This is a genomic window from Actinomycetes bacterium, from assembly GCA_035506535.1.
GTDB lineage: Bacteria > Actinomycetota > Actinomycetes > DATJPE01 > DATJPE01 > DATJPE01.
Window position 1 is genome coordinate 39,568 of the sequence record DATJPE010000083.1, and the last position, 18,843, is coordinate 58,410.

Annotated in this window: 17 protein-coding genes; 10 read left to right on the forward strand and 7 right to left on the reverse strand. The window is 73.3% G+C overall.

The genetic code is table 11. The annotated features are described in order from the left end of the window. The first annotated feature begins 98 nt into the window (after nt 1-98). The 6 genes from VMI11_13770 to VMI11_13795 all read left to right on the forward strand — a co-directional run bounded on the left by VMI11_13770 (nt 99) and on the right by VMI11_13795 (nt 4,529). Nucleotides 99-890 (forward strand): RodZ domain-containing protein, encoded by a 792-nt coding sequence (locus VMI11_13770; protein HTY73472.1) that lies wholly within the window; start codon nt 99-101, stop codon nt 888-890. An 87-nt stretch (nt 891-977) separates the two neighbouring features. Beyond that, nucleotides 978-2,354, forward strand: coding sequence for a 30S ribosomal protein S12 methylthiotransferase RimO (rimO, locus tag VMI11_13775; protein ID HTY73473.1), 1,377 nt, complete (start codon nt 978-980; stop codon nt 2,352-2,354). Further along, entirely contained in the window at nt 2,351-2,962 is a 612-nt protein-coding gene (gene pgsA, locus VMI11_13780; protein ID HTY73474.1) for a CDP-diacylglycerol--glycerol-3-phosphate 3-phosphatidyltransferase, read from the forward strand. Before rimO ends, pgsA begins: the two co-directional genes overlap by 4 nt. 63 nt (nt 2,963-3,025) lie before the next feature. Continuing rightward, entirely contained in the window at nt 3,026-3,538 is a 513-nt protein-coding gene (locus VMI11_13785) for a nicotinamide-nucleotide amidohydrolase family protein (protein HTY73475.1), read from the forward strand. A gap of 150 nt (nt 3,539-3,688) precedes the next feature. Further along, a complete protein-coding gene (locus VMI11_13790; protein ID HTY73476.1) occupies nt 3,689-3,958 on the forward strand; it encodes a helix-turn-helix transcriptional regulator in 270 nt (89 codons plus the stop codon). Nucleotides 3,959-3,977: 19 nt separating this feature from the next. Next, nucleotides 3,978-4,529 carry a helix-turn-helix domain-containing protein gene (locus VMI11_13795; protein HTY73477.1) on the forward strand — a complete coding sequence of 184 codons (552 nt, stop codon included), beginning with the start codon at nt 3,978-3,980 and terminating at the stop codon, nt 4,527-4,529. A 111-nt stretch (nt 4,530-4,640) separates the two neighbouring features. Here the strand turns inward: VMI11_13795 and VMI11_13800 are convergent, their stop codons facing one another. Continuing rightward, the gene (locus VMI11_13800; protein HTY73478.1) at nt 4,641-5,081 is read right to left on the reverse strand and encodes a hypothetical protein; all 441 of its coding nucleotides are present in this window, start codon (nt 5,079-5,081) and stop codon (nt 4,641-4,643) included. A 204-nt stretch (nt 5,082-5,285) separates the two neighbouring features. Here VMI11_13800 and VMI11_13805 point away from each other — a divergent pair, with 204 nt between their 5' ends. Continuing rightward, nucleotides 5,286-5,609, forward strand: a complete 324-nt coding sequence (locus tag VMI11_13805) for a carboxymuconolactone decarboxylase family protein (protein ID HTY73479.1) — start codon at nt 5,286-5,288, stop codon at nt 5,607-5,609. An 87-nt stretch (nt 5,610-5,696) separates the two neighbouring features. Here the strand turns inward: VMI11_13805 and VMI11_13810 are convergent, their stop codons facing one another. The 6 genes from VMI11_13810 to VMI11_13835 all read right to left on the reverse strand — a co-directional run bounded on the left by VMI11_13810 (nt 5,697) and on the right by VMI11_13835 (nt 14,992). Continuing rightward, on the reverse strand, nt 5,697-6,524 hold the full coding sequence (locus tag VMI11_13810) for a DNA-formamidopyrimidine glycosylase family protein (protein ID HTY73480.1): 828 nt from the start codon (nt 6,522-6,524) through the stop codon (nt 5,697-5,699). Continuing rightward, nucleotides 6,511-7,044, reverse strand: a complete 534-nt coding sequence (locus VMI11_13815) for a GNAT family N-acetyltransferase (GenBank protein HTY73481.1) — start codon at nt 7,042-7,044, stop codon at nt 6,511-6,513. Before VMI11_13815 ends, VMI11_13810 begins: the two co-directional genes overlap by 14 nt. Beyond that, nucleotides 7,041-11,750: a DEAD/DEAH box helicase gene (locus VMI11_13820; GenBank protein HTY73482.1), complete on the reverse strand. Its 4,710-nt coding sequence runs from the start codon at nt 11,748-11,750 to the stop codon at nt 7,041-7,043. Before VMI11_13820 ends, VMI11_13815 begins: the two co-directional genes overlap by 4 nt. A 193-nt stretch (nt 11,751-11,943) precedes the next feature. Continuing rightward, complete coding sequence (locus VMI11_13825) at nt 11,944-13,008, reverse strand: hypothetical protein (protein HTY73483.1); 1,065 nt, start codon at nt 13,006-13,008, stop codon at nt 11,944-11,946. A gap of 170 nt (nt 13,009-13,178) precedes the next feature. Then, nucleotides 13,179-14,459: a hypothetical protein gene (locus tag VMI11_13830; protein HTY73484.1), complete on the reverse strand. Its 1,281-nt coding sequence runs from the start codon at nt 14,457-14,459 to the stop codon at nt 13,179-13,181. Beyond that, a complete protein-coding gene (locus VMI11_13835) occupies nt 14,447-14,992 on the reverse strand; it encodes a SigE family RNA polymerase sigma factor (GenBank protein HTY73485.1) in 546 nt (181 codons plus the stop codon). Before VMI11_13835 ends, VMI11_13830 begins: the two co-directional genes overlap by 13 nt. Before the next feature lie 124 nt (nt 14,993-15,116). On the opposite strand from VMI11_13835, the gene VMI11_13840 reads away from it, so the two are divergent. The 3 genes from VMI11_13840 (at nt 15,117) to recA (ending at nt 18,836) form a co-directional block, all read left to right on the forward strand. After that, nucleotides 15,117-15,311, forward strand: coding sequence for a DUF3046 domain-containing protein (locus VMI11_13840; protein HTY73486.1), 195 nt, complete (start codon nt 15,117-15,119; stop codon nt 15,309-15,311). Then, on the forward strand, nt 15,308-16,528 hold the full coding sequence (locus VMI11_13845; GenBank protein ID HTY73487.1) for a glycoside hydrolase family 3 N-terminal domain-containing protein: 1,221 nt from the start codon (nt 15,308-15,310) through the stop codon (nt 16,526-16,528). The genes VMI11_13840 and VMI11_13845 overlap by 4 nt, the downstream gene beginning before the upstream one ends. A 160-nt stretch (nt 16,529-16,688) precedes the next feature. Next, on the forward strand, nt 16,689-18,836 hold the full coding sequence (recA, locus tag VMI11_13850; GenBank protein ID HTY73488.1) for an intein-containing recombinase RecA: 2,148 nt from the start codon (nt 16,689-16,691) through the stop codon (nt 18,834-18,836). Nucleotides 18,837-18,843 lie beyond the last annotated feature (7 nt).

The window sequence follows — 18,843 nt, forward strand, 5'->3', positions numbered from 1 at the left end:
TACGTCGCACCGATTCGTACGGCCTTACCTCACGGGGTTGGACGCGGGGACCAGGTGTGCAGCGGCGTGGACCGACCACCCGGAAGGGAGCGTCTCCCGTGTCCATCGGCGAGACTCTCACCAACGCGCGCGTCGCGGCTGGGCTCACCACCCAGGACGTCGCCGACCGCACGCGGATCCGGCGCACCCTCGTCGAGGCGATCGAGGCCGACGACTACCACCTGTGCGGCGGTGACGTGTACGCCCGCGGGCACATCGGCACCATCGCACGCACCGTCGGTCTCGACCCGGCCCCCCTGCTCGCCGAGTTCGACTCGACGCACCGCGGCGACTCCCTGCCGCGCGCCCGCGAGGTCTTCGAGGCGGAGAACGTCGGAACCCGCGAACGTACCGGCCCGAACTGGACCGCCGTCATGGTCGCGGCGCTGGTCGTGGTCATCGCGCTGACCGGCTGGCAGCTGCTGCGCGGCGGCGGGGCACCGGCGGCTCCGACCGCCCTGGTCGGCAGCAGCGCCTCCACCTCGGCGCCGGGCCCCTCGACGGCCGGGCCCTCGCCGTCCGTGACGCACTCGCCGACCGCGTCGTCGAGCAGCCCGCACAGCTCGGACGTGGCCCAGGTGCCGCCGCGGTCCGGGGTCACGGTCAAAGTGGCCGCGGTCACCGGGAACTGCTGGATCCAGGCCACCGCGGGCAGCAAGGTCGTCTACGAGGGCACCCTGCAGCAGGGCGGCTCGAAGGTCTTCACCGACTCCAAGCAGGTCAAGCTGATCCTCGGCAACTCCGGTGCCGTGCGGCTGACCGTCAACGGCCACAACCTCGGGTCGCCCGCCGGCTCCGGCCAGATCAGCCGGCTGACCTTCGGTCCGGGCGACCCGACTGCCGGCGGCTGAGCCTCACCGGGCGCCTCCCGTGTCAGGCAAGTCGCAAAGCCCCCTTGTCGAAACGCCTGACAGGGGGAGCCGCCTAGGCTGAGGGGCGTGCCCCGCGTCGCCCTCGTCACCCTCGGGTGCGCGCGTAACGACGTCGACAGCGAGGAGCTGGCGGGGCGCCTGGAGGCGCACGGCTTCGAGCTGGTCGCGGAGCCGGCCGACGCCGACGCGGTGCTGGTCAACACCTGTGGCTTCATCGAGGCCGCCAAGAAGGACTCCGTCGACACCCTGCTCGCGGCCGCCGACCTCAAGGCGGCGGGTGGGCCGCGCGCCGTCGTCGCCGTGGGCTGCCTGGCCGAGCGGTACGGCGCCGAGCTGGCCGACGCCCTGCCAGAGGCCGACGCCGTCCTGGGTTTCGACGACTACGCCGACATCGCCGGACGCCTCGCCGACGTCCTGACCGGCGTCCCCCACGTCGCGCACGCGCCCCGCGACCGGCGCAGCCTGCTGCCGATCACGCCCGTCGAGCGGGCCACCCGCGAGGTGCCGCTGCCCGGGCACCTTCAGGGTGCCTGGCGCAAGCGGCTCGACGCCGGCCCGGTCGCCCCGCTCAAGCTCGCCTCCGGCTGCGACCGGCGGTGCGCGTTCTGTGCGATCCCGTCCTTCCGTGGCGCCTTCGTGTCGCGGCCGCCGGAGGACCTCCTCGCCGAGGCGCGCTGGCTGGCTGATCAGGGCGTACGTGAGCTGGTCCTCGTCAGCGAGAACTCGACCTCCTACGGCAAGGACCTCGGCGACCTCCGGGCGCTCGAGGGGCTGCTGCCGAGACTGGCCGAGTTGCCGGGCGTGGCGCGCGTCCGGGTCTCCTATCTGCAGCCCGCCGAGCTTCGCCCGTCGCTGCTCGAGACCATCGCCACGACATCGGGTGTCGCGCCGTACTTCGACCTGTCGTTCCAGCACGCCAGCGCCCCGCTGCTGCGCCGGATGCGCCGCTTCGGCTCGGCCGAGACCTTCCTCGACCTGATCGGGCGCGTCCGCGAGCTCGCGCCCGAGGCCGGGATCCGCTCCAACGTCATCGTCGGCTTCCCCGGGGAGACGGAGGCGGACCTGGCCGTGCTCGAGTCCTTCCTGGTCGAGGCTCGCCTCGACGCGGTCGGGGTGTTCGGCTACTCCGACGAGGAGGGGACCGAGGCGGCCGGCTATCCGGACAAGGTCGACCCGGCCGAGGTCGCGGTCCGCGTCTCCCGGTTCACCGACCTCGTCGAGGAACTGACCAGCCAGCGCGCCGAGGAACGGGTCGGGACGGTCGTGGAGGTCCTCCTGGAGGATGCGCCCGAGGGTCGGGCCGCCCACCAGGGACCCGAGGTCGACGGGACCACCGTCGTCGAGGATCTCGTCGACGGCTCGGCCGGCCACGTCGTCCGTGCGCGTGTGCGGGCCTGTCTCGGCGTCGACCTGCTCGCGCGGGCCGAGGTCCCCGCCCCATGAGGGCGTTGCCCCCCGACCCGATCGCCGCGGCCCCCTCGCCGTCGCGGATCCGCAACCTGCCGAACGCGCTGACCCTGCTGCGGCTGCTGCTGGTCCCCGTCTTCGGATGGCTGCTGCTGCGCGACGGGGGACAGGACACGACCTCGCGGGTGGCGGCGTTCGTCGTCTTCGTGGCGGCGACGGCGACGGACTACCTCGACGGGGCACTCGCGCGTCGGCGCTCGCTCGTCACGACGTTCGGCAAGATCGCCGACCCCATCGCGGACAAGGCCCTCATGGGGATGGCTCTGGTCGGGCTGTCGATGCTCGGCGAGCTGCCCTGGTGGGTGACCATCGTCATCCTCGTCCGCGAGGTCGGCGTCACGCTGCTGCGCTTCTGGGTGATCCGGCACGGCGTCATCGCAGCCGGGCGTGGCGGCAAGCTGAAGACCGCCCTGCAGGCGGTGGCGATCTCGCTCTATCTGCTGCCTCTCACCGGCCCGATGGCGACCCTGCGGGCCTGGGTGATGGCGGCCGCGCTCGTGGTCACGGTTGTCACCGGCCTGCACTACGTGGTCAAGGCGGTACGCCTGCGCCGTACCCCCATCTCCCGCACCGCGGCGGCGTGAGCCGCGTGGATACGACGGTGGCGGCATGAGCCGCGTGGATGCGGCGGTGGCGGCGTGAGCCGCGTGGACGCATCGGGTGACGGCCCCCGCCCGGACGTCACGGCCGTCGTCGCCGAACTGACCCGGCGCGGGGAGACCGTGGCGGTGGCGGAGTCACTCACCGGCGGGCTGGTCGTCGCGCGCCTGGTCGACGTCCCCGGCGCGTCGGCCGTCGTCCGGGGCGGGATCGTCGCCTACGCGACGGAGCTCAAGGCGTCGCTGCTGGGCGTGGACGCCGCGCTGCTGGCGCGGGTGGGAGCCGTCGACCCCGCCGTCGCCGCCGAGATGGCGGAGGGGGTCCGTCGTCGGCTCGGCGCCACGTGGGGCGTGGCGACGACCGGGGTGGCCGGCCCCGACCCGCAGGACGGCCACGCGCCCGGGACGGCGTACGTCGCCGTGGCGGGCCCGGAACGGCCCACCGAGGTGGCGGCCCTCGCTTCGCCGTACCCGGCCGGTCGAGCGGCCATCCGGGCGGCGACCGCCGACGAAGCGCTGTCGCTGCTGGCGCGCCGGATCGGCGTCGGGGAATTCGGCTGAGTCGTCCGGGGTTCCTCCGTTGCGCCACGGGAGTGACGACGCGCCGCCGAACGGGGTGGGATCCCGCTCCGCTGTCGGGGACGCCAGGTACGGTGGTGGCAGCGGATCGAGACCTCGCCCGTCTCGACCCCGTGGCACGAGGAGGAGTCGATGGTCCTGTTGCGCCGGGTCCTGGGCAGCGAGCTGCGCGCCCAGCGGCTGCGTCAGGGTCGCACCCTGCGCGAGGTGTCCGCGCAGGCGCGGGTCTCCCTCGGGTACCTCTCGGAGGTGGAGCGCGGGCAGAAGGAGGCCAGCAGCGAGCTGCTGGCGTCGATCTGCACTGCGCTGGACATCCCGATGTCGACCGTGCTGCGCTCGGTGAGCGACGAGCTGGCGGTCCACGAGGAAGCCGCGCCGTCCGTCGTGGCCTCCGCCGCCTGACCCGTTCTGCTCCCCTCCCATGGCCACCGGACCCGGTGTCCCGAGCGGTCCCTCACGCGCGGGGAACGCGATGGGTCGTACCCGGGCCGGCGCCCTGGCCGGCGCGTTGCGCAGCGTCTCCGAGCACGGCACCCGGGGCAGCAGCATGTCCGGCATCGCCGTCGCCGGCGGGATCGCGAAGGCGACGCTGTACAACCACTTCCGTACCAAGGACGAGGTGTGGGCCGCGCTGGTCGCCTCCGAGCTGGACTCCCTCGCTCGCCTCGCGGCTGACGCGCCGCTCGCCGACCGGCTGGCCGCCGTCGCGGGGGCGCTGGCAGCTCACCCGGCGCTCGTGCGCCTGCGCGCGGAGGAGCCGGACACCGTCACGGCCCTCGCGAGCATCGGTGAGGGGCCTTCGTGGGTGGCGGCTCGCGGGTACGTCGCCGCGGCCCTCGGCCCCGACGCCACGGACGCGTCCGTCGACGTGGCCCTGCGCTGGCTCGTCTCACACCTCGCCGCGCCCGGCGACGCCCACTCCCGTCACGCCGGCGCCCTGGCCCTCGCCGCCCTCACCGACCTCGCCAACTGAAGGCCCCTGAACTGAGGGCCCCTGAGGCCCGCATCGCGTGCTCACGCATGCCTTCGAGGGGCTTCGCCGCAAAGGCTGAAGCCCCTCGAGCCTACGAGGCCGTTGGAGACGTCAGACCGGTTCGCGCCGGTGCACGAACAGCGAGTGGATCACCCAGAGATCGACGACGATCAAGGTGATCGCCCAGAACGGCGCCACCGGGATGAACGCGAAGTTGATGACGGCCTGGATGGCCACCATCACGATGCCCAGCCACCGCGCCCAAGCAGCTGCCGCGATGACCCCGAACCCGGCAATCAGCACGACCGCGCTGACGATCAGGTGCGTCCAGCCCCAGGTCGCCGCACTCGTGTTGATCCAGTAGTTCGCCGGCTGCACGAAGAACGTACCCTTGGCGATGTACGCGATCCCCTCGAGGATCCCGAAGCACCCGGCCACGATCATCACGATCGCGGCGAGCATCGCTCCACCGGTGCCTCGCCTGCTGACCACCCTCTCATCCGTCACGACCGTGAGGTCGTTCGTCGACTGGTGGGTCAGTTGCTGCGACATGATTGTCACCTTCTTCCGCGCAGGCCGGACGCCAGCGCAGGCGCCCCTGCCGCGCACCTACCAGTCTGGCCGCCTCGCCACCTCGTCGTGAGAGGCGAAGGTCCCTCGCGGCCCGTTCATGTGGCTGCCAGACTTGCGGCTGATGCGCCTGGAGAGCGATGGCCAACCGGTCGTCGCGGCGCCGAACCGAACAGGAGTTGACGAATGGCAACTGGAGACGCGCCCGTCCTCGAGACCGTCCTGGAGATGACCGCGGTGTCGCTCGAGCACACCGAGCTGGACCCGGCCACGCTCGTGCTGGTCCGGCTGGCCGCGCTGGCGGCTGTCGACGCACCGACGGAGTCCTACCTGATGCACGTCGGGCCGGCGGTCGACAGCGGGCTGACGCTGGACCAGGTGCAGGACGTGCTCGTCAGTGTCGCCCCGGTCATCGGCAGCGCGCGTACGGTGTCCGCGGCGGCCAAGATCGTCGAGGCGCTCGGGTTCGCCATCGCCCTCGCCGACGCGGAGGACGACGGCGCCCTGTAGCTGCAGCAGTGAACGTGGCTGTAGCAGTGAACGTGGCTGTAGCAATGAACGCGGCGTGCTTGCACTAGGTGTGCAACCACGCCGCGTTCATGGCGACCGGGGACGCGGGGCGACGGCGGGCTGGCACCGGGGGCACCAGGTCGTGACGCGCGGCGGACTGCCCTGCTCGCCGCGCGCGATCCTGGTGCCGCAGCGCCGGCAGGGGCGGCCGGCGCGGCCGTGGACGTACGTGCCCTGGCCGCGTCGCGCGTCGCCGGTGCTCACCTGACGGACCGTGTCCCGGTTGGCGAGCAGCAGCCGGCGGGCGAGTCCGACCAGGCCCGCCAGGTCCGCGACATCGCCCACCAGGCACCAGGGGTCGAGGCCGCGCAGGAAGAGGACCTCGAGGCGATAGAGGTTGCCCAGGCCGGCGATGGCCGCCTGGTCGAGCAGCGCCACGCCGATCTCGCGGTCGGGGTCGGCGGCGAGCCGGCGGACCGCCTCCCGCAGGTGGGCGTCGTCCCAATCGTTCGCCAGCAGGTCCGGGCCGAGATGGCCGACGACGCGGGCCTCCTGCGCGGTGGGCAGCAGCTCGACGACCGGCAGGCGGTAGCCGACCGCGACTCGGCCGGGCACCTCGAGGACCACCCGGACCTGGTGGTCCGGACCTCCCCGCCAGCGCTCGCCGGGCTTGTACAGGTGCCAGGCACCGTCCATCCGAAAGTGCGTGTGCAGGGTCAGCGGCGGCTGTGTGCCGTGGGCGGCCAGCCGAAGCAGCAGGTGCTTGCCGCGCGAGACGACCTCGAGCACGCTTCGTTCGCTGACGTCGACCGTGGCCAGGGCCGGGACGCGGAAGTCGCTGCGCACCAGGGTCCGGCCGGCGAGCGCATCGTCGAGCCGACGAGCGGCCAGCCAGACGGTGTCACCTTCGGGCACGGCCCACCGGGCAGCGGTAGCGCACCTCGAGGGCGTCCTCGCCGTGGACCGTGGGCAGCCCGTCGAGGACCCGCTCCGCGCCGTCGGGCGCGAACCCACGGCGGCGATAGAAGGTGTCGGCGCGGTCGTTGCCGACCAGTGCCCAGAGCCGGACCTCGGTGACGCCGCGCGCCTCGAGGTCGGCGGCGGCGACCGCCAGCAGGGCGCTCCCGTCGCCGAGGCCCCAGCGGTGCGGCAGGACGTACACCGCGTAGATCTCCGCCCGCGACTCCCCGTCGTCGTCGCGGTCCGGACCGTACGCGCAGAAGCCGGTGAGCGAGCCGTCCGCGGCACTGACCAGGGTGTGCGTGTCGCCGTGCTCGGCGAGGCGCGCCAGCCACCGCTCGGTGTCGGCGGCCTCGTCCATGGCGTCGAGGACCGAGTCCGCGAGCAGCCCTCGGTAGGCGCCGCGCCAGCTGCTGATCCGGATCCGAGCCACCGCGGCGGCGTCGGACACGGTCGCGGCACGCACGTGGGTCATGCCCGAAGTCTGAGCCCGCGCGGCGTCGCGTGGAACCCGGCCCGCTCGAGCGCCTGGGCCAGGGCGGTATCGCCCCCCAGCACAGTGCTGCCGTCGGCGCGCTCCACCGCGAGACGGCCGAGCTGGCCCTCGCGCACCGCGAGGGCCAGGGCGTCGACGGCCGGCTGAAGGACGCCGGGGTCCTCCGACCACGTGAGCAGGGACCGCCCGCCGCGCTCGACGTAGAGGACGAGCTCCCCGTCGTGGAGCACCACCAGCGCGCCCGCCTTGCGCCCAGGCTTGTGCCCGGAGGCCACCTCCTCGGGACGCTCGGGCCACGGCAGGGCCGCGCCGTAGGCGTTGGCGGGGTCGGTGGCCGCCAGGACGAGGGCGCCGACAGGCTCACGACGTTGGCTGGGAGCGGGCGCGTACGTGCGCAGCCGATCGACGGCCCCAGGCACGAAGAACTGCGCGGCGCCGAGGCCCTCGACCGCATAGCCGCGCCGAGCCCGGCCGGCCTCCTCGAAGGCGGCCAGCACTCGATAGACGGCGGCGAACCCGCCCGGGGCCCGCTCGGCGGCGACGGCCCCGCGGGTGACGACGCCGTGCCGGTCGAGCAGGGTCTCGGCGAGGGCGTGGCCGCGACGGGTCGGGTCGGCGTCGCGGTCGGGGAGCAGAGACCAGCGTCCGGAGGCGCTGGGTGGCCCGCTGCGGGCCGGCATCGCGGGGCGGCGCACGTGTCCGTAGCGCGACCGGGGCGGGCTCGGCCGCGCGCGGTGCGTGCCGCGGCCGCCGGAGACGAGGGCGCGGACCGGCCCGAGGGTGTCGTTGGTGATCTGGCCCGACCACACCAGGTCCCACAGCACGGCGAGCAGCTCGGTGTCGTCGAGGGAGCCGACGCGGTCGGAGAGAGTACGGAAGAACAGCGCGGCCCCGTCGGCGAGCGCGGCCACGACCGCGGCGTGCAACGGGGTCGTCGTGGCCCCGGCGTCGAGCAGCGGCAGGGTCAGCGGCGCGCTCTCGGCGAGGTGCAGGGACAGCCAGCCGTCGTCCCCGGGCAGCGGGCCGTGCCCGCACCAGAGCACCTCGCCGGACGCCGTCAGCTCGTCGAGCAGGGCGGGTGCGTAGTCGCGGACCCGGGCGGGCAGGACGAGCCGCTCGAGCGCGGAGGCCGGCACCGGCGCGCCCTGCAGCTGCTCGACGACGCGCAGAAGCCCCTCCGCCCCGCGCAGCGGGCTGGTCACCTGCTGCCAGGCGGGCAGGAACCGGGCGAGGGCCACCGGCGGTACGGGCTCCGCCTCGTGCCGCAGCGCCGCCATCGACCGTCGCCGCAGCAGCCGCAGCACCTGCGCGTCGCACCACTCGGTGCCGACGCCGCCGGGCCGCAGCTCCCCCTCGACCACCCGTCCGGCGCCGAGCAGGCGCTGCAGGGCGGCGTGGACGACGGCGGGTCCCAGGCCCAGAGCGGCGGCCAGCTCACCGGTGGTGAAGGGCCCGTGGGTGCGCGCGTAGCGGGCCACCAGGTCGCCGACCGGGTCGGCGACCGGCTCCAGGAAGGCCTCGGGAACCCCGACCGGTAGGGCGACCCCCAGGGCGTCGCGCAGTCGGCCGGCGTCCTCGACGGCGGCCCAGCGCTCCTCACCGGCCAGACGTACCCGGATCACCCTGCGCGCGCCCTCGAGCTCGACCAGCCACGCTGGCTCCACCCCCCGGGCTCTCGCCTCGGTGGTCGACAGCGGCCCAAGCAGGCGCAGCAGGTCTGCCGCGTCCTCGGCGTCGCGCGCGCGGCGTCCCTCCGATCGGCGCTGCAGGTCGGCCTCGACCTCGGCGAGCGCGGTCTCGTCGAGCAACTCGCGCAGCTCGGCCTGCCCCAGCAGCTCGGCGAGCAGCCCGGTGTCGAGCGCGAGCGCGGCGGCCCGGCGCTCCGCGAGCGGGGAGTCGCCCTCGTAGAGGAACTGTGCGACGTAGCCGAACAGCAGCGAGCGGGCGAAGGGGCTGGGCTGGGCGGTCTCGACCTCGACGAGGCGTACCGTCCGCGCGTCCAGGTCGCGCATGAGCGCTGTCAGCCCCGGTACGTCGAAGACGTCCTGCAGGCACTCGCGCATCGTCTCCAGCACGATCGGGAACGAGCCGTACTCGCTGGCCACCGAGAGGAGCTGAGCGGCGCGCTGCCGCTGCTGCCACAGCGGTGTCCGGCGGTCCGGCCGACGACGGGGGAGCAGCAGCGCCCGCGCCGCGCACTCCCGGAACCGGGCCGCGAAGAGCGCGGACCCGCCGACCTCGGCAGTGACGGTCGGCTCCACGTCGGCGGGGTCGAGCGCGACCAGCGAGGCGACGTCGGAGGCCTCGAGCAGGTCGCTCTCGGGGAGGCGTAGGACGATCCCGTCGTCGGCGTGCATCGCCTGGACGTCGACCCCGAAGCGCTCGCGGAACCGGGCGGCCAGCGCCAGGGACCACGGCGCGTGCACGGGAGCGCCGAAGGGCGAGTGGACGACGACGCGCCAGTCGCCCAGCTCGTCGCGGAAGCGCTCGACCACGATCGTGCGGTCGTCGGGCAGGTGTCCGGTGGCCTGCTGCTGCTCGCGCAGGTAGCTCGTGAGGTTGTCCGCCGCCCACTCGTCCAGCCCGGCCGCTCGTGCGCGGGCCCTCGCGTGCTCGTCGTCGAGGGCCGCCGTGGTCCGAACGAACGCCCCGACCGCGCGCCCGAGCTCGGCAGGTCGCCCGGGGCTGTCGCCCTTCCAGAAGGGAAGGCGCCCCGGCTGCCCCGGCGCGGGCGACACGAGCACCCGGTCGTGGGTGATGTCCTCGATGCGCCACGACGTCGAGCCGAGGGTGAACACGTCGCCCACGCGCGACTCGTAGACCATCTCCTCGTCGAGCTCTCCGACCCGGGACGCCCGTTCGCCGACCAGGAACACCCCGAACAGGCCGCGGTCGGGGATCGTGCCGCCGCTGGTCACGGCCAGCCGCTGGGCACCCGGGCGGGCGGTCAGCGTCCCGCTGACCCGGTCCCAGACGATGCGCGGGCGCAGCTCGGCGAAGGCGTCGCTCGGGTAACGCCCGGCGAGCATGTCGAGCACGGCGTCGTACGCGCTCTGCGGCACGGTGGCGTAGGGCGCGGCGCGACGTATCAGCGTCAGCAGCTCGTCCGCCTGCCAGGCGTCCATCGCGACCATCGCCACGACCTGCTGGGCGAGAACGTCGAGGGGGTTGCGCGGGACCGACAGCGCCTCGATGCTCCCGGCCCGCATGCTCTCGGCGACGACGGCGGTCTGGACGAGGTCGCCGCGGTACTTCGGGAAGATGACGCCCTTGCTGACCGCGCCGACCTGGTGGCCTGCACGACCGATGCGCTGCAGACCGCTGGCCACGCTGGGCGGGGACTCCACCTGCACGACGAGGTCGACCGCGCCCATGTCGATGCCGAGCTCCAGGCTGCTCGTCGCGACGACCGCCGGCAGCCGGCCGGCCTTCAGGTCCTCCTCGACCAGGCGACGCTGCTCCTTGCTCACGCTGCCGTGGTGCGCCCGGGCGACCTCGAGAGAGGCGCCGTACGTCTGGCCGGACTGGGCCATCACCTGCGCCGGGGGGCCGCCGCCGCGCCCTGGCCGGCCTCCTCCGCGCCCGGTTCCGCTGGTCGCGCTCGGCTCCTCGCTCGTGCCTCGCTGGTCACCGAGCCGCTGCGGGCTCCTGGTCGCGCTCGGCTCCTCGCTCGTGCCTCGCTCGTCACCGAGCCGCTGCGCGTGCAGCTCGTTGAGGCGCGCGCACAGCCGCTCGGCGAGGCGGCGGGAGTTGGCGAACACGATCGTGGAGCGGTGCGCCTCGACGAGGTCGAGCACCCGCTCCTCGACGTGCGGCCAGATGCTGGCGCGCTGCTCCTCGCCCGCCGCCGATCCGTGGACCTCGCCGGTGGGCGTACCGAGCTCGGCCAGGTCGGGGACGGGGACCACGACCTCGAGCTCGATCGTCTTGGCCGACGGCGGCTGCACGACCTCGACCGGCCGGGTCGCCGACAGCCAGCGGGCGACCTCCTCCACCGGTCGTACCGTCGCGGACAGCCCGATCCGTCGGGCCGGCCGCTCGAGCAGGGCGTCGAGACGCTCGAGGCTGATCGCCAGGTGCGCGCCCCGCTTGGTCCCCGCCAGGGCGTGCACCTCGTCGACGATGACGGTCTCCACCCCCCGCAGCGACTCGCGCGAGGCCGACGTGAGGATCAGGAACAGCGACTCGGGCGTGGTGATGAGGATGTCGGGGGGCTTGCTCGCGAAGCGCCGACGCTCCTCGGCGGGGGTGTCCCCGGTACGGATCGCGACGCTGATGTCGGGCTCCGGCAGGCCGAGCCGGTGCGCCGCCTGGCGGATGCCCGTGAGCGGGCTGCGCAGGTTGCGCTCGACGTCGACGGCGAGGGCCTTGAGCGGGGAGACGTACAGCACCCGGCAACGCCGCTGGGGCTCGGCGGGTGCCGGTTCGGCGGCCAGCCGGTCGAGGGACCACAGGAAGGCCGCCAGGGTCTTGCCGGAGCCGGTGGGGGCCACGACGAGCGCGTCGCGTCCCGCGTCGATCGCGGCCCACGCCCCGGCCTGGGCCGGCGTCGGCCCCTCGAAGGCCCCGTTGAACCACGCCCTGGTGGCGGCCGAGAACCCGCCCAGCGGTTCACGGCGCGCTGCGGGACCCTCAGCGGGCGGGGGCGGCGGGCCGGCGGGCGTACTGGGGGGCGAGGAGGCCATGGTGCCCCCATCCTGCCTCCCCCCTCCGACACCCCGCCCCGCTCACCTACCCCTCCACGCTCACCCGCCCCGCTCGCTCACCCACCCCGCTCGCTCACCCACCCCATCGGGGTCCCCGTCTTCCCGAATGAACGCGGCGTTCAGTCGGACCTATTGGAGGAACGCCGCGTTCATTCGAAAGGGATGGGGGTGGTCAGACGGTGACGAGGGCGTAGTGGAGGCCGCCGTCCTTGGAGACGAGGAGCTTGCCGGAGTCCGTGACGGCGAAGCCGACGCTCGGGCTGGTGTACCCGATGAACCCGAACGTCGTGCCGGCCGGCAGCGACGGTACGTGCGCCACGGCGACGTGACCGCTCGTCGAGACCCGGCGCAGTTTCCCGGAACCCTGCGCCGAGACCGCCGCGTGCGTCGCGTCGATCCCGCCGACCGCGATCCGTGACGCCGAGGCCGCGACCGCCGGCCCGGCGTGCCAGCCCACGCCGCCGCCGGGGGAGTAGCCGTAGGCGTCGGCCGTCCCGGTCGGGCAGTCGACCCACGTCGTGCCGTGCGAGGAGGACACCTGGCCGAAGCCGAGCGAGGCGTCGCACCAGGACGGGCCGTTGCTCGCCGTGAAGCCGGCGGCGCTGACGACGTACGCCCGGACGTGCAGGTCCGACGGCCGGAACGACAGCACCTCCGCGCGCCCGGCGCTGAGCGCGACGAGCGCCGGTGAGCCCTCGACCGTGACGGTCGGTACGTCGAGGCGGCGCGCGAAGGCACCCGCCGAAGTGGCCGTGGCCGATGCCGACCACGCACGGACCCGCCCGCTCGCGCGGCCGGCGACCCAGACGCGCCCGCCGCCGACGTCCATGACGGACAGCCGCTGCGCGAGCGGTACCCGCCGCCACGTCCATCCCGCGTTCGACGTGCGCCACAGCTGGTAGCCGACGGCTCGGCCGGGCGCCAGGATCCAGCCGTGCACGCCGTCGGCGGCCATCCGAAGCGTGGTGGCCCTTCGCGGGGTGCCACCCACGTGCGCCGAGGTCTTCTCCAGGCTGAAGCTGACCCCGCCGTTGGTGGTGTGCGCGATCGCGTTGCAGCGGTGGGCGCCGCACGGGACGCTGCCCAGCACCCACCACTGGCTCGCCGAGATCGCGCTCACCTGCTGGGCGCGAAAGCCGGCAGGGACCGGGTCGAGTCCCGCGTGCGCGCTGACGGCCGGCAGGACCGCCAGCCCCAGCGCCGCTGCCCCTGCCGTCGCCATGGTCCGTCTACGCATCACACGTCCTCCTGCTCGTGTCCCCGCCTCGGTCCCAGCGATCGTGAGTGATCCAGGGCCGGTACGGCGTGTCGAAGTGCACCTGTCAAAGATCGCGCGAGTGCGGCGCTGATACATCGCATCGTCGTACGCCCTGCCGCGGGCGGGCGGAGTGACGCGTCGAGGACGCCTCATCGGGAGAACGTCACCGCGATCCACGAGTGCCCACCGTCCGTGCTCCGCAGCAGCTGGCCCTTGCCCGTGATGGCGAAGCCGTGGGTCGCGTTGGTGAACCCGAGGTAGCGCCACCCGCCGCTCACCCCGTTCACGTGCACCTCACGCTCCAGGGTGCCGTTCGCGTCGACGACGGCCAGCGCGGTGTCCGACGTACTGATCACCGCGTGCGTCGCGTCGATCGCGCCTACCGTGTGCCGCCCGGCCGGACCCTGGACCGGCACCGACTGCCATGTCGTGCCGAGGTCGGTCGAGCGCAGGACGGCGTCGGCGGTCCCGGTCGGGCACGACAGCCACACGCCGCCACGCCCACCAGACAGCGACGAGAGCCCGAGCGTGACGTCGCACCCGGTCACGGGGTGCGTGCCGGTGGTCTTGCCGTCGCTGTCGTAGCTCGCCGACACCACCGCGTTCGCGTTGCGCCACACCACGACGGCCCGGTCGCCCTGGACGGCGAGCTGTATGTTCGCCGCACCCGACGTCGCCGTTCCGGGGATCGTGGCGACGTCTCGCCACGACCCCGAACCCGCCTGGCGCCACAGGTGGATCGAGGAGTCGGTGGCCTGCTGGAGGGCGTACGTCGTCGTCGATCCGCCCGCCTCGAGCGCGAAGTAGCCCTTGACAGGACCGATGTCGCGCAGGGTCTGTCCCCCGTCAGCAGTGGTCGCCAGGGTGCCGTCCTGCGTCATGACGGTGCCGTGCGTGCTGTCGACGAAGCGAACGCCCGCAAGGCGATTCGGGAGGGTGACGTTCGACGCGGGAGCGAAGGTCGCCCCGCCGTCGCTCGTCGTCACCAGCGCGCCGCCACAGCCGGTGCACGACCGGTTCGCCGCGACCCACCAGTGCCGGTCGTCGATGGCCGACACCGAGGCGGTGTCGGTGAGGTCGGCCAGAGACGTGCCGCCCGTGGTCGCGACCGAGGACGAGGCGGGCGAGCTGGCGGGGGAGTGGTAGAGCGACGCCTGGATGCTGGAGGCCGCGGCGGTGGTCTGCGCGCCCGAGGAGCCGGGTACGGCCTGTGGCCCGCCGCTCGCCCACGGATGGGTGATGCCCAGACCGAGTCCCACGACCGCGAGCACGGACAGCGTCGCGGCGAGCGCCTGCTTGCGGCGCCGGCGACGGTCCGCCCCCGCGTAGACGCGCTCGAGCGGCACCGAGCGGTCCGGGGGGCGGTTGCCCCGGTCGGCCAGGACCCGGCGCAGGTCGCGCTCCAGCTCCTCGTCGTTCATGTCGACCACGTCCCCTCCTGCTGCTGGGCGGCGAGCTTTTCGCGTAGCCGTACCAGCGCCCGTGACGTCGTGCTCTTCACCGTCCCGACCGAGCACCCCAGCACCTCGGCCGTCTGCGCCTCGCCGAGGTCCTCGTAGAAGCGCAGCACCAGCACCGCGCGCATCCGCGGCGGGAGCTCGCCGAGGGTCGACCACAGGGCCGCGTCGTGCGGGTCGGACGGGACGTAGGCCGTGTCCGGCACCTGGTCGGTGACGTGCTCACGACGCATCCGGCGCCAGACGCTGACGTTGCGGTGCACGATGGCGCGGCGCACGTACCCCTCGGGATCGTCCTTGCGCACGACCCTCGGCCACGCCGCGACCGTGCGTTCCAGCGCGTCCTGCACGAGGTCGGCGGCCTTGTCGCGATCACCCGTGAGCACGTAGGCGAACCGCAGGAGTGCGGGCGTGCGGGCGCGCGCGAAGGCATCGAAGGCCTCGCGGTCGGCCGCGTCCACGTCCTCGAGTCTCCCGCTGGTGGCTCGTATTGCGGTGTCGGTCATGGCTTCACCGTCGTGTCGTCCGGTTGTCCGAACCCAGGACGCGCAACCGGTGACGGGGGTTGCGCGTCTCCGAGTCATGGTTGTGGAGGCCGGGTACGCCGCGGCGGCGGGTAGCGTCGAACCCGTGCGGCTGAGCGACTTCTGGGTGCGCATGGAGCACCACCTCGGTCCGGCGTACGCGCGGACCTGGGCGCACGACATCGTCCTGGCCGAGCTCGACAACCGGACCGTCGACCAGGCGCTGGCGGGCGGGGTCGCCACCAAGGACGTATGGCGCGCGGTCGCCGCGCACCTCGAGCTGCCGGCGCGCGAGCGATGAGACCCGTCGCCGCCCTCGTCGCGGCCGTCGCGCTGGTCGCCGTCGGGTCCGTGCCCGTGACGGCGTACGCCGGCGACGCCCTCGACGGCTTCGCGCGGCAGGGCGTACGGCCCTCTGACACCGTGCCCGGCGTGAGCGCGGCCGCCTTGTCGTCAGCCACTCCGGTCTGTGTGGCTCACACGTACAACGCGATGACCCCCGACCAGCGGCTCGGCCAGCTGTTCATGATCGGGGTGCCGGTGGCCAAGCCGACCCTGGCCCGCCAGATCGCCGCGACCCTGGTGGGCACCGACCACGTGGGCTCGCTCATCCTGTCCGGGCGCAGCCACGCCAGCGTGGCGAGCATCGGTCGGCTGACCACGAGCTTCCAGCATCTCGCGACGACGGCGGCGACCGGCGGCGTGGGCCTGGTCGTCTCCACCGACCAGGAGGGCGGCAAGGTCCAGGTCCTGCAGGGATCCGGCTTCCACACGATCCCGTCCGCGCTCGTGCAGGGACGGATGGCGACGACGACCCTGCGGTCGGCCGCCACCGTCTGGGGCAAGGCCCTGGCACGTGCCGGGGTGAACCTGGACCTCGCCCCCGTGGCCGACGTACCCGTGGCCGGTCGGCCGAACCCGCCGATCGCCGACCTGGACCGCGCCTACGGCTTCACCTCCGCGAGGGTGACGGTGAAGTCGTCGGCGTTCGCGGCGGGGATGACGGCGGCGGGCGTGGGCACCACCTGGAAGCACTTCCCGGGACTGGGCCGGGTGCCCGCGAACACCGACACCACGCGCAGCGTGCACGACAGGGTCACCTCGACCCGGTCGTCGACCCTGGTCCCGTTCCGGCAGGCGGTGGCGTCCGGCGCGGGCTGGGTGATGGTGTCGCTCGCGATCTACGACCGGATCGACCCCGGGCACCGCGCTGCCTACTCCAGCACGGTCGTCACCGGGCTGCTGCGCGGGCAGCTGGGGTTCACCGGCGTGGTGGTCTCGGACTCCCTCAGCGCCGCTTCCGCGGCGGTCGTCCCGGCCGGCCACCGGGCCGCGGACGTGATCGCGGCGGGAGGGGACGTGGCCCTCGCGGTCGACTCGACGCTGCTCGCTCCGATGCTGGCGGGCGTACGCGCTCGCGCCGCGGCCTCGCCCGCCTTCCGGGCCCAGGTCAAGGCGTCGGTGCTGCGGGTCCTGGTCGCCAAGAAGGCGCTCGGGCTCCTCCCGGCGTGTCGCTAGGGTCGAACAGCCGTTCGACCTACGATGCACAGGCGACCCGGTCCCGGGCCTTGTGCACAGACCCGGGTCGCGCCAGCCGGACTGTCGGTGGCGCCTCCTAGCGTCCTCGTCGACCCCGGCCCCGACCGGACCACCCGCTCGACCCTCAGGAGCGCCAGCCATGCCAGCACCCGCCGATCGCGAGAAGGCCCTCGACCTGGCGCTCGCGCAGATCGAACGCGCCCACGGCAAGGGCGCGGTCATGCGCCTCGGCGACGAGGCGCGAGCACCCATCGACGTGATCCCGACCGGCTCGATCGCCCTCGACGTGGCCCTCGGCATCGGCGGCCTGCCGCGCGGCCGGATCGTGGAGATCTACGGACCCGAGAGCAGCGGGAAGACTAGCTTGGCGCTGCACGCGGTCGCCAGCGCCCAGCGAGCCGGCGGCATCGCCGCGTTCATCGACGCCGAGCACGCTCTCGACCCGGACTACGCCCGCAAGCTGGGTGTCGACACCGACGCGCTGCTCGTCTCCCAGCCGGACACCGGCGAGCAGGCGCTGGAGATCATGGACATGCTCATCCGCTCCGGCGCGATCGACGTCATCGTCATCGACTCCGTCGCGGCCCTGGTCCCGCGCGCGGAGATCGAGGGCGAGATGGGCGACAGCCACGTCGGACTGCAGGCCCGACTGATGTCCCAGGCCATGCGCAAGATCACCGGTGCCCTGAGCCAGTCGAACACCACGGCGATCTTCATCAACCAGCTGCGGGAGAAGGTCGGAGTGTTCTTCGGCTGCTTCTCCTACACGACGCGGGTCACCCTCGCCGACGGCACCCAGGAGAAGATCGGCAAGATCGTCAACCAGAAGATGGACGTCGAGGTGCTCTCCTATGACCCGGAGACGAACCGGGTCGTGCCGCGGCGCATCGTGAACTGGTTCGACAACGGCCCGGTCGAGGAGTTCCTGCAGTTCACGGTGGCCAAGTCCGGGCGCAACGGGCGGCGCGCCCAGTTCTCGGCGACCGCCAACCACTTGATCCGCACGCCTGGGGGGTGGCGGGAGGCCGGCGAGCTGCTGGCCGGGGACCGGGTCATGGTCGCCGAGGACCGGAAGCTGAGCGACCTGCAGTGGCAGCTGGTCCTCGGCAGCCTCATGGGCGATGGTGCGCTGTCTCCCAACACCCGGGGCCGCTCCGGAACACGCTTCCGGATGAGTCACGGACCCAAGCAGCACGCCTACCTGGACTGGAAGGCGTCGTTGCTGGGCAACATCCAGCAGTCGCGGTCCGAGAACGCCGCCGGGGCCGCGTTCGTCGATCTGACCCCCCTGCCCGAGCTGGCTGAGCTGCGGCGAGCGGTCTATTTCGACGGTCGCAAGGTCCTGTCCTGGGACTACCTGAAGGCGCTGACCCCGTTCGCGCTGGCGATCTGGTACATGGACGACGGAACGTTCGCCCTGCGGGCCAAGGGGCTGCAGGAACGCACCCGCGACGGCAGCGGGAGAGTCGAGATCTGCATCGACGCGCTCACCCCGGACTCACGCCAACGGCTGTTGGATCACCTCGCGGGAGCCTTCGACCTCCATCCGAAGCTGATCCAACGCGGTCCGCGCCAGCAGAACGTGCTCGTCTTCCCGAAGGACGAGACGACGAAGCTGCACGAGATTGTCGCGCCCTATGTCCACCCGTCGATGGACTACAAGCTGCTTCCTCGGTTGCGCGGCCGGTTCTTGGTGACGCCGGAGTTCGTCGAGCCGGAGGCCACTCTCGTGCCCGCGGAGATCCTCGACATCCACGTCAAGCCCCGGTTGCGCACGATGCATCGGTTCGACATCGAGGTGGAGGGCAACCACAACTACTTCGTCGACGGCGTCATGGTCCACAACAGCCCCGAGACGACCACGGGTGGCAAGGCCCTGAAGTTCTACGCGTCGGTGCGTTTGGACGTCCGGCGGATCGAGACGCTCAAGGACGGCCAGGACGCGGTGGGCAACCGGACCCGGGTCAAGGTCGTCAAGAACAAGCTGGCCGCGCCGTTCAAGCAGGCCGAGTTCGACATCCTCTACGGCCAGGGCATCTCCCGTGAGGGCAGCCTGATCGACATGGGCGTCGACAACGGCATCGTGCGCAAGAGCGGCGCCTGGTACACCTACGACGGCGACCAGCTCGGCCAGGGCAAGGAGAACGCCCGCGCGTTCCTGCGCGACAACCCCGACCTCGCCGACGAGATCGAGAAGCGCATCAAGGAGAAGCTGGGGATCGGCCCCACCGTCGACGCGCCCGCCGCCGAAGCGCCGCTGGCCCCGGTGGTCCCGATCGACGAGTAGGCAGCCG

Coding starts and splice junctions, on each gene's coding strand:
- VMI11_13820 (HTY73482.1), bottom strand. CDS start 11,750: ATGGCCTCCTCGCCCCCCAGTACGCCCGCCGGCCCGCCGCCCCCGCCC.
- recA (HTY73488.1), top strand. CDS start 16,689: ATGCCAGCACCCGCCGATCGCGAGAAGGCCCTCGACCTGGCGCTCGCG.
- VMI11_13825 (HTY73483.1), bottom strand. CDS start 13,008: ATGCGTAGACGGACCATGGCGACGGCAGGGGCAGCGGCGCTGGGGCTG.
- VMI11_13795 (HTY73477.1), top strand. CDS start 3,978: ATGGCCACCGGACCCGGTGTCCCGAGCGGTCCCTCACGCGCGGGGAAC.
- VMI11_13800 (HTY73478.1), bottom strand. CDS start 5,081: ATGTCGCAGCAACTGACCCACCAGTCGACGAACGACCTCACGGTCGTG.
- VMI11_13805 (HTY73479.1), top strand. CDS start 5,286: ATGGCAACTGGAGACGCGCCCGTCCTCGAGACCGTCCTGGAGATGACC.
- pgsA (HTY73474.1), top strand. CDS start 2,351: ATGAGGGCGTTGCCCCCCGACCCGATCGCCGCGGCCCCCTCGCCGTCG.
- VMI11_13790 (HTY73476.1), top strand. CDS start 3,689: ATGGTCCTGTTGCGCCGGGTCCTGGGCAGCGAGCTGCGCGCCCAGCGG.
- VMI11_13835 (HTY73485.1), bottom strand. CDS start 14,992: ATGACCGACACCGCAATACGAGCCACCAGCGGGAGACTCGAGGACGTG.
- VMI11_13815 (HTY73481.1), bottom strand. CDS start 7,044: ATGACCCACGTGCGTGCCGCGACCGTGTCCGACGCCGCCGCGGTGGCT.
- VMI11_13845 (HTY73487.1), top strand. CDS start 15,308: ATGAGACCCGTCGCCGCCCTCGTCGCGGCCGTCGCGCTGGTCGCCGTC.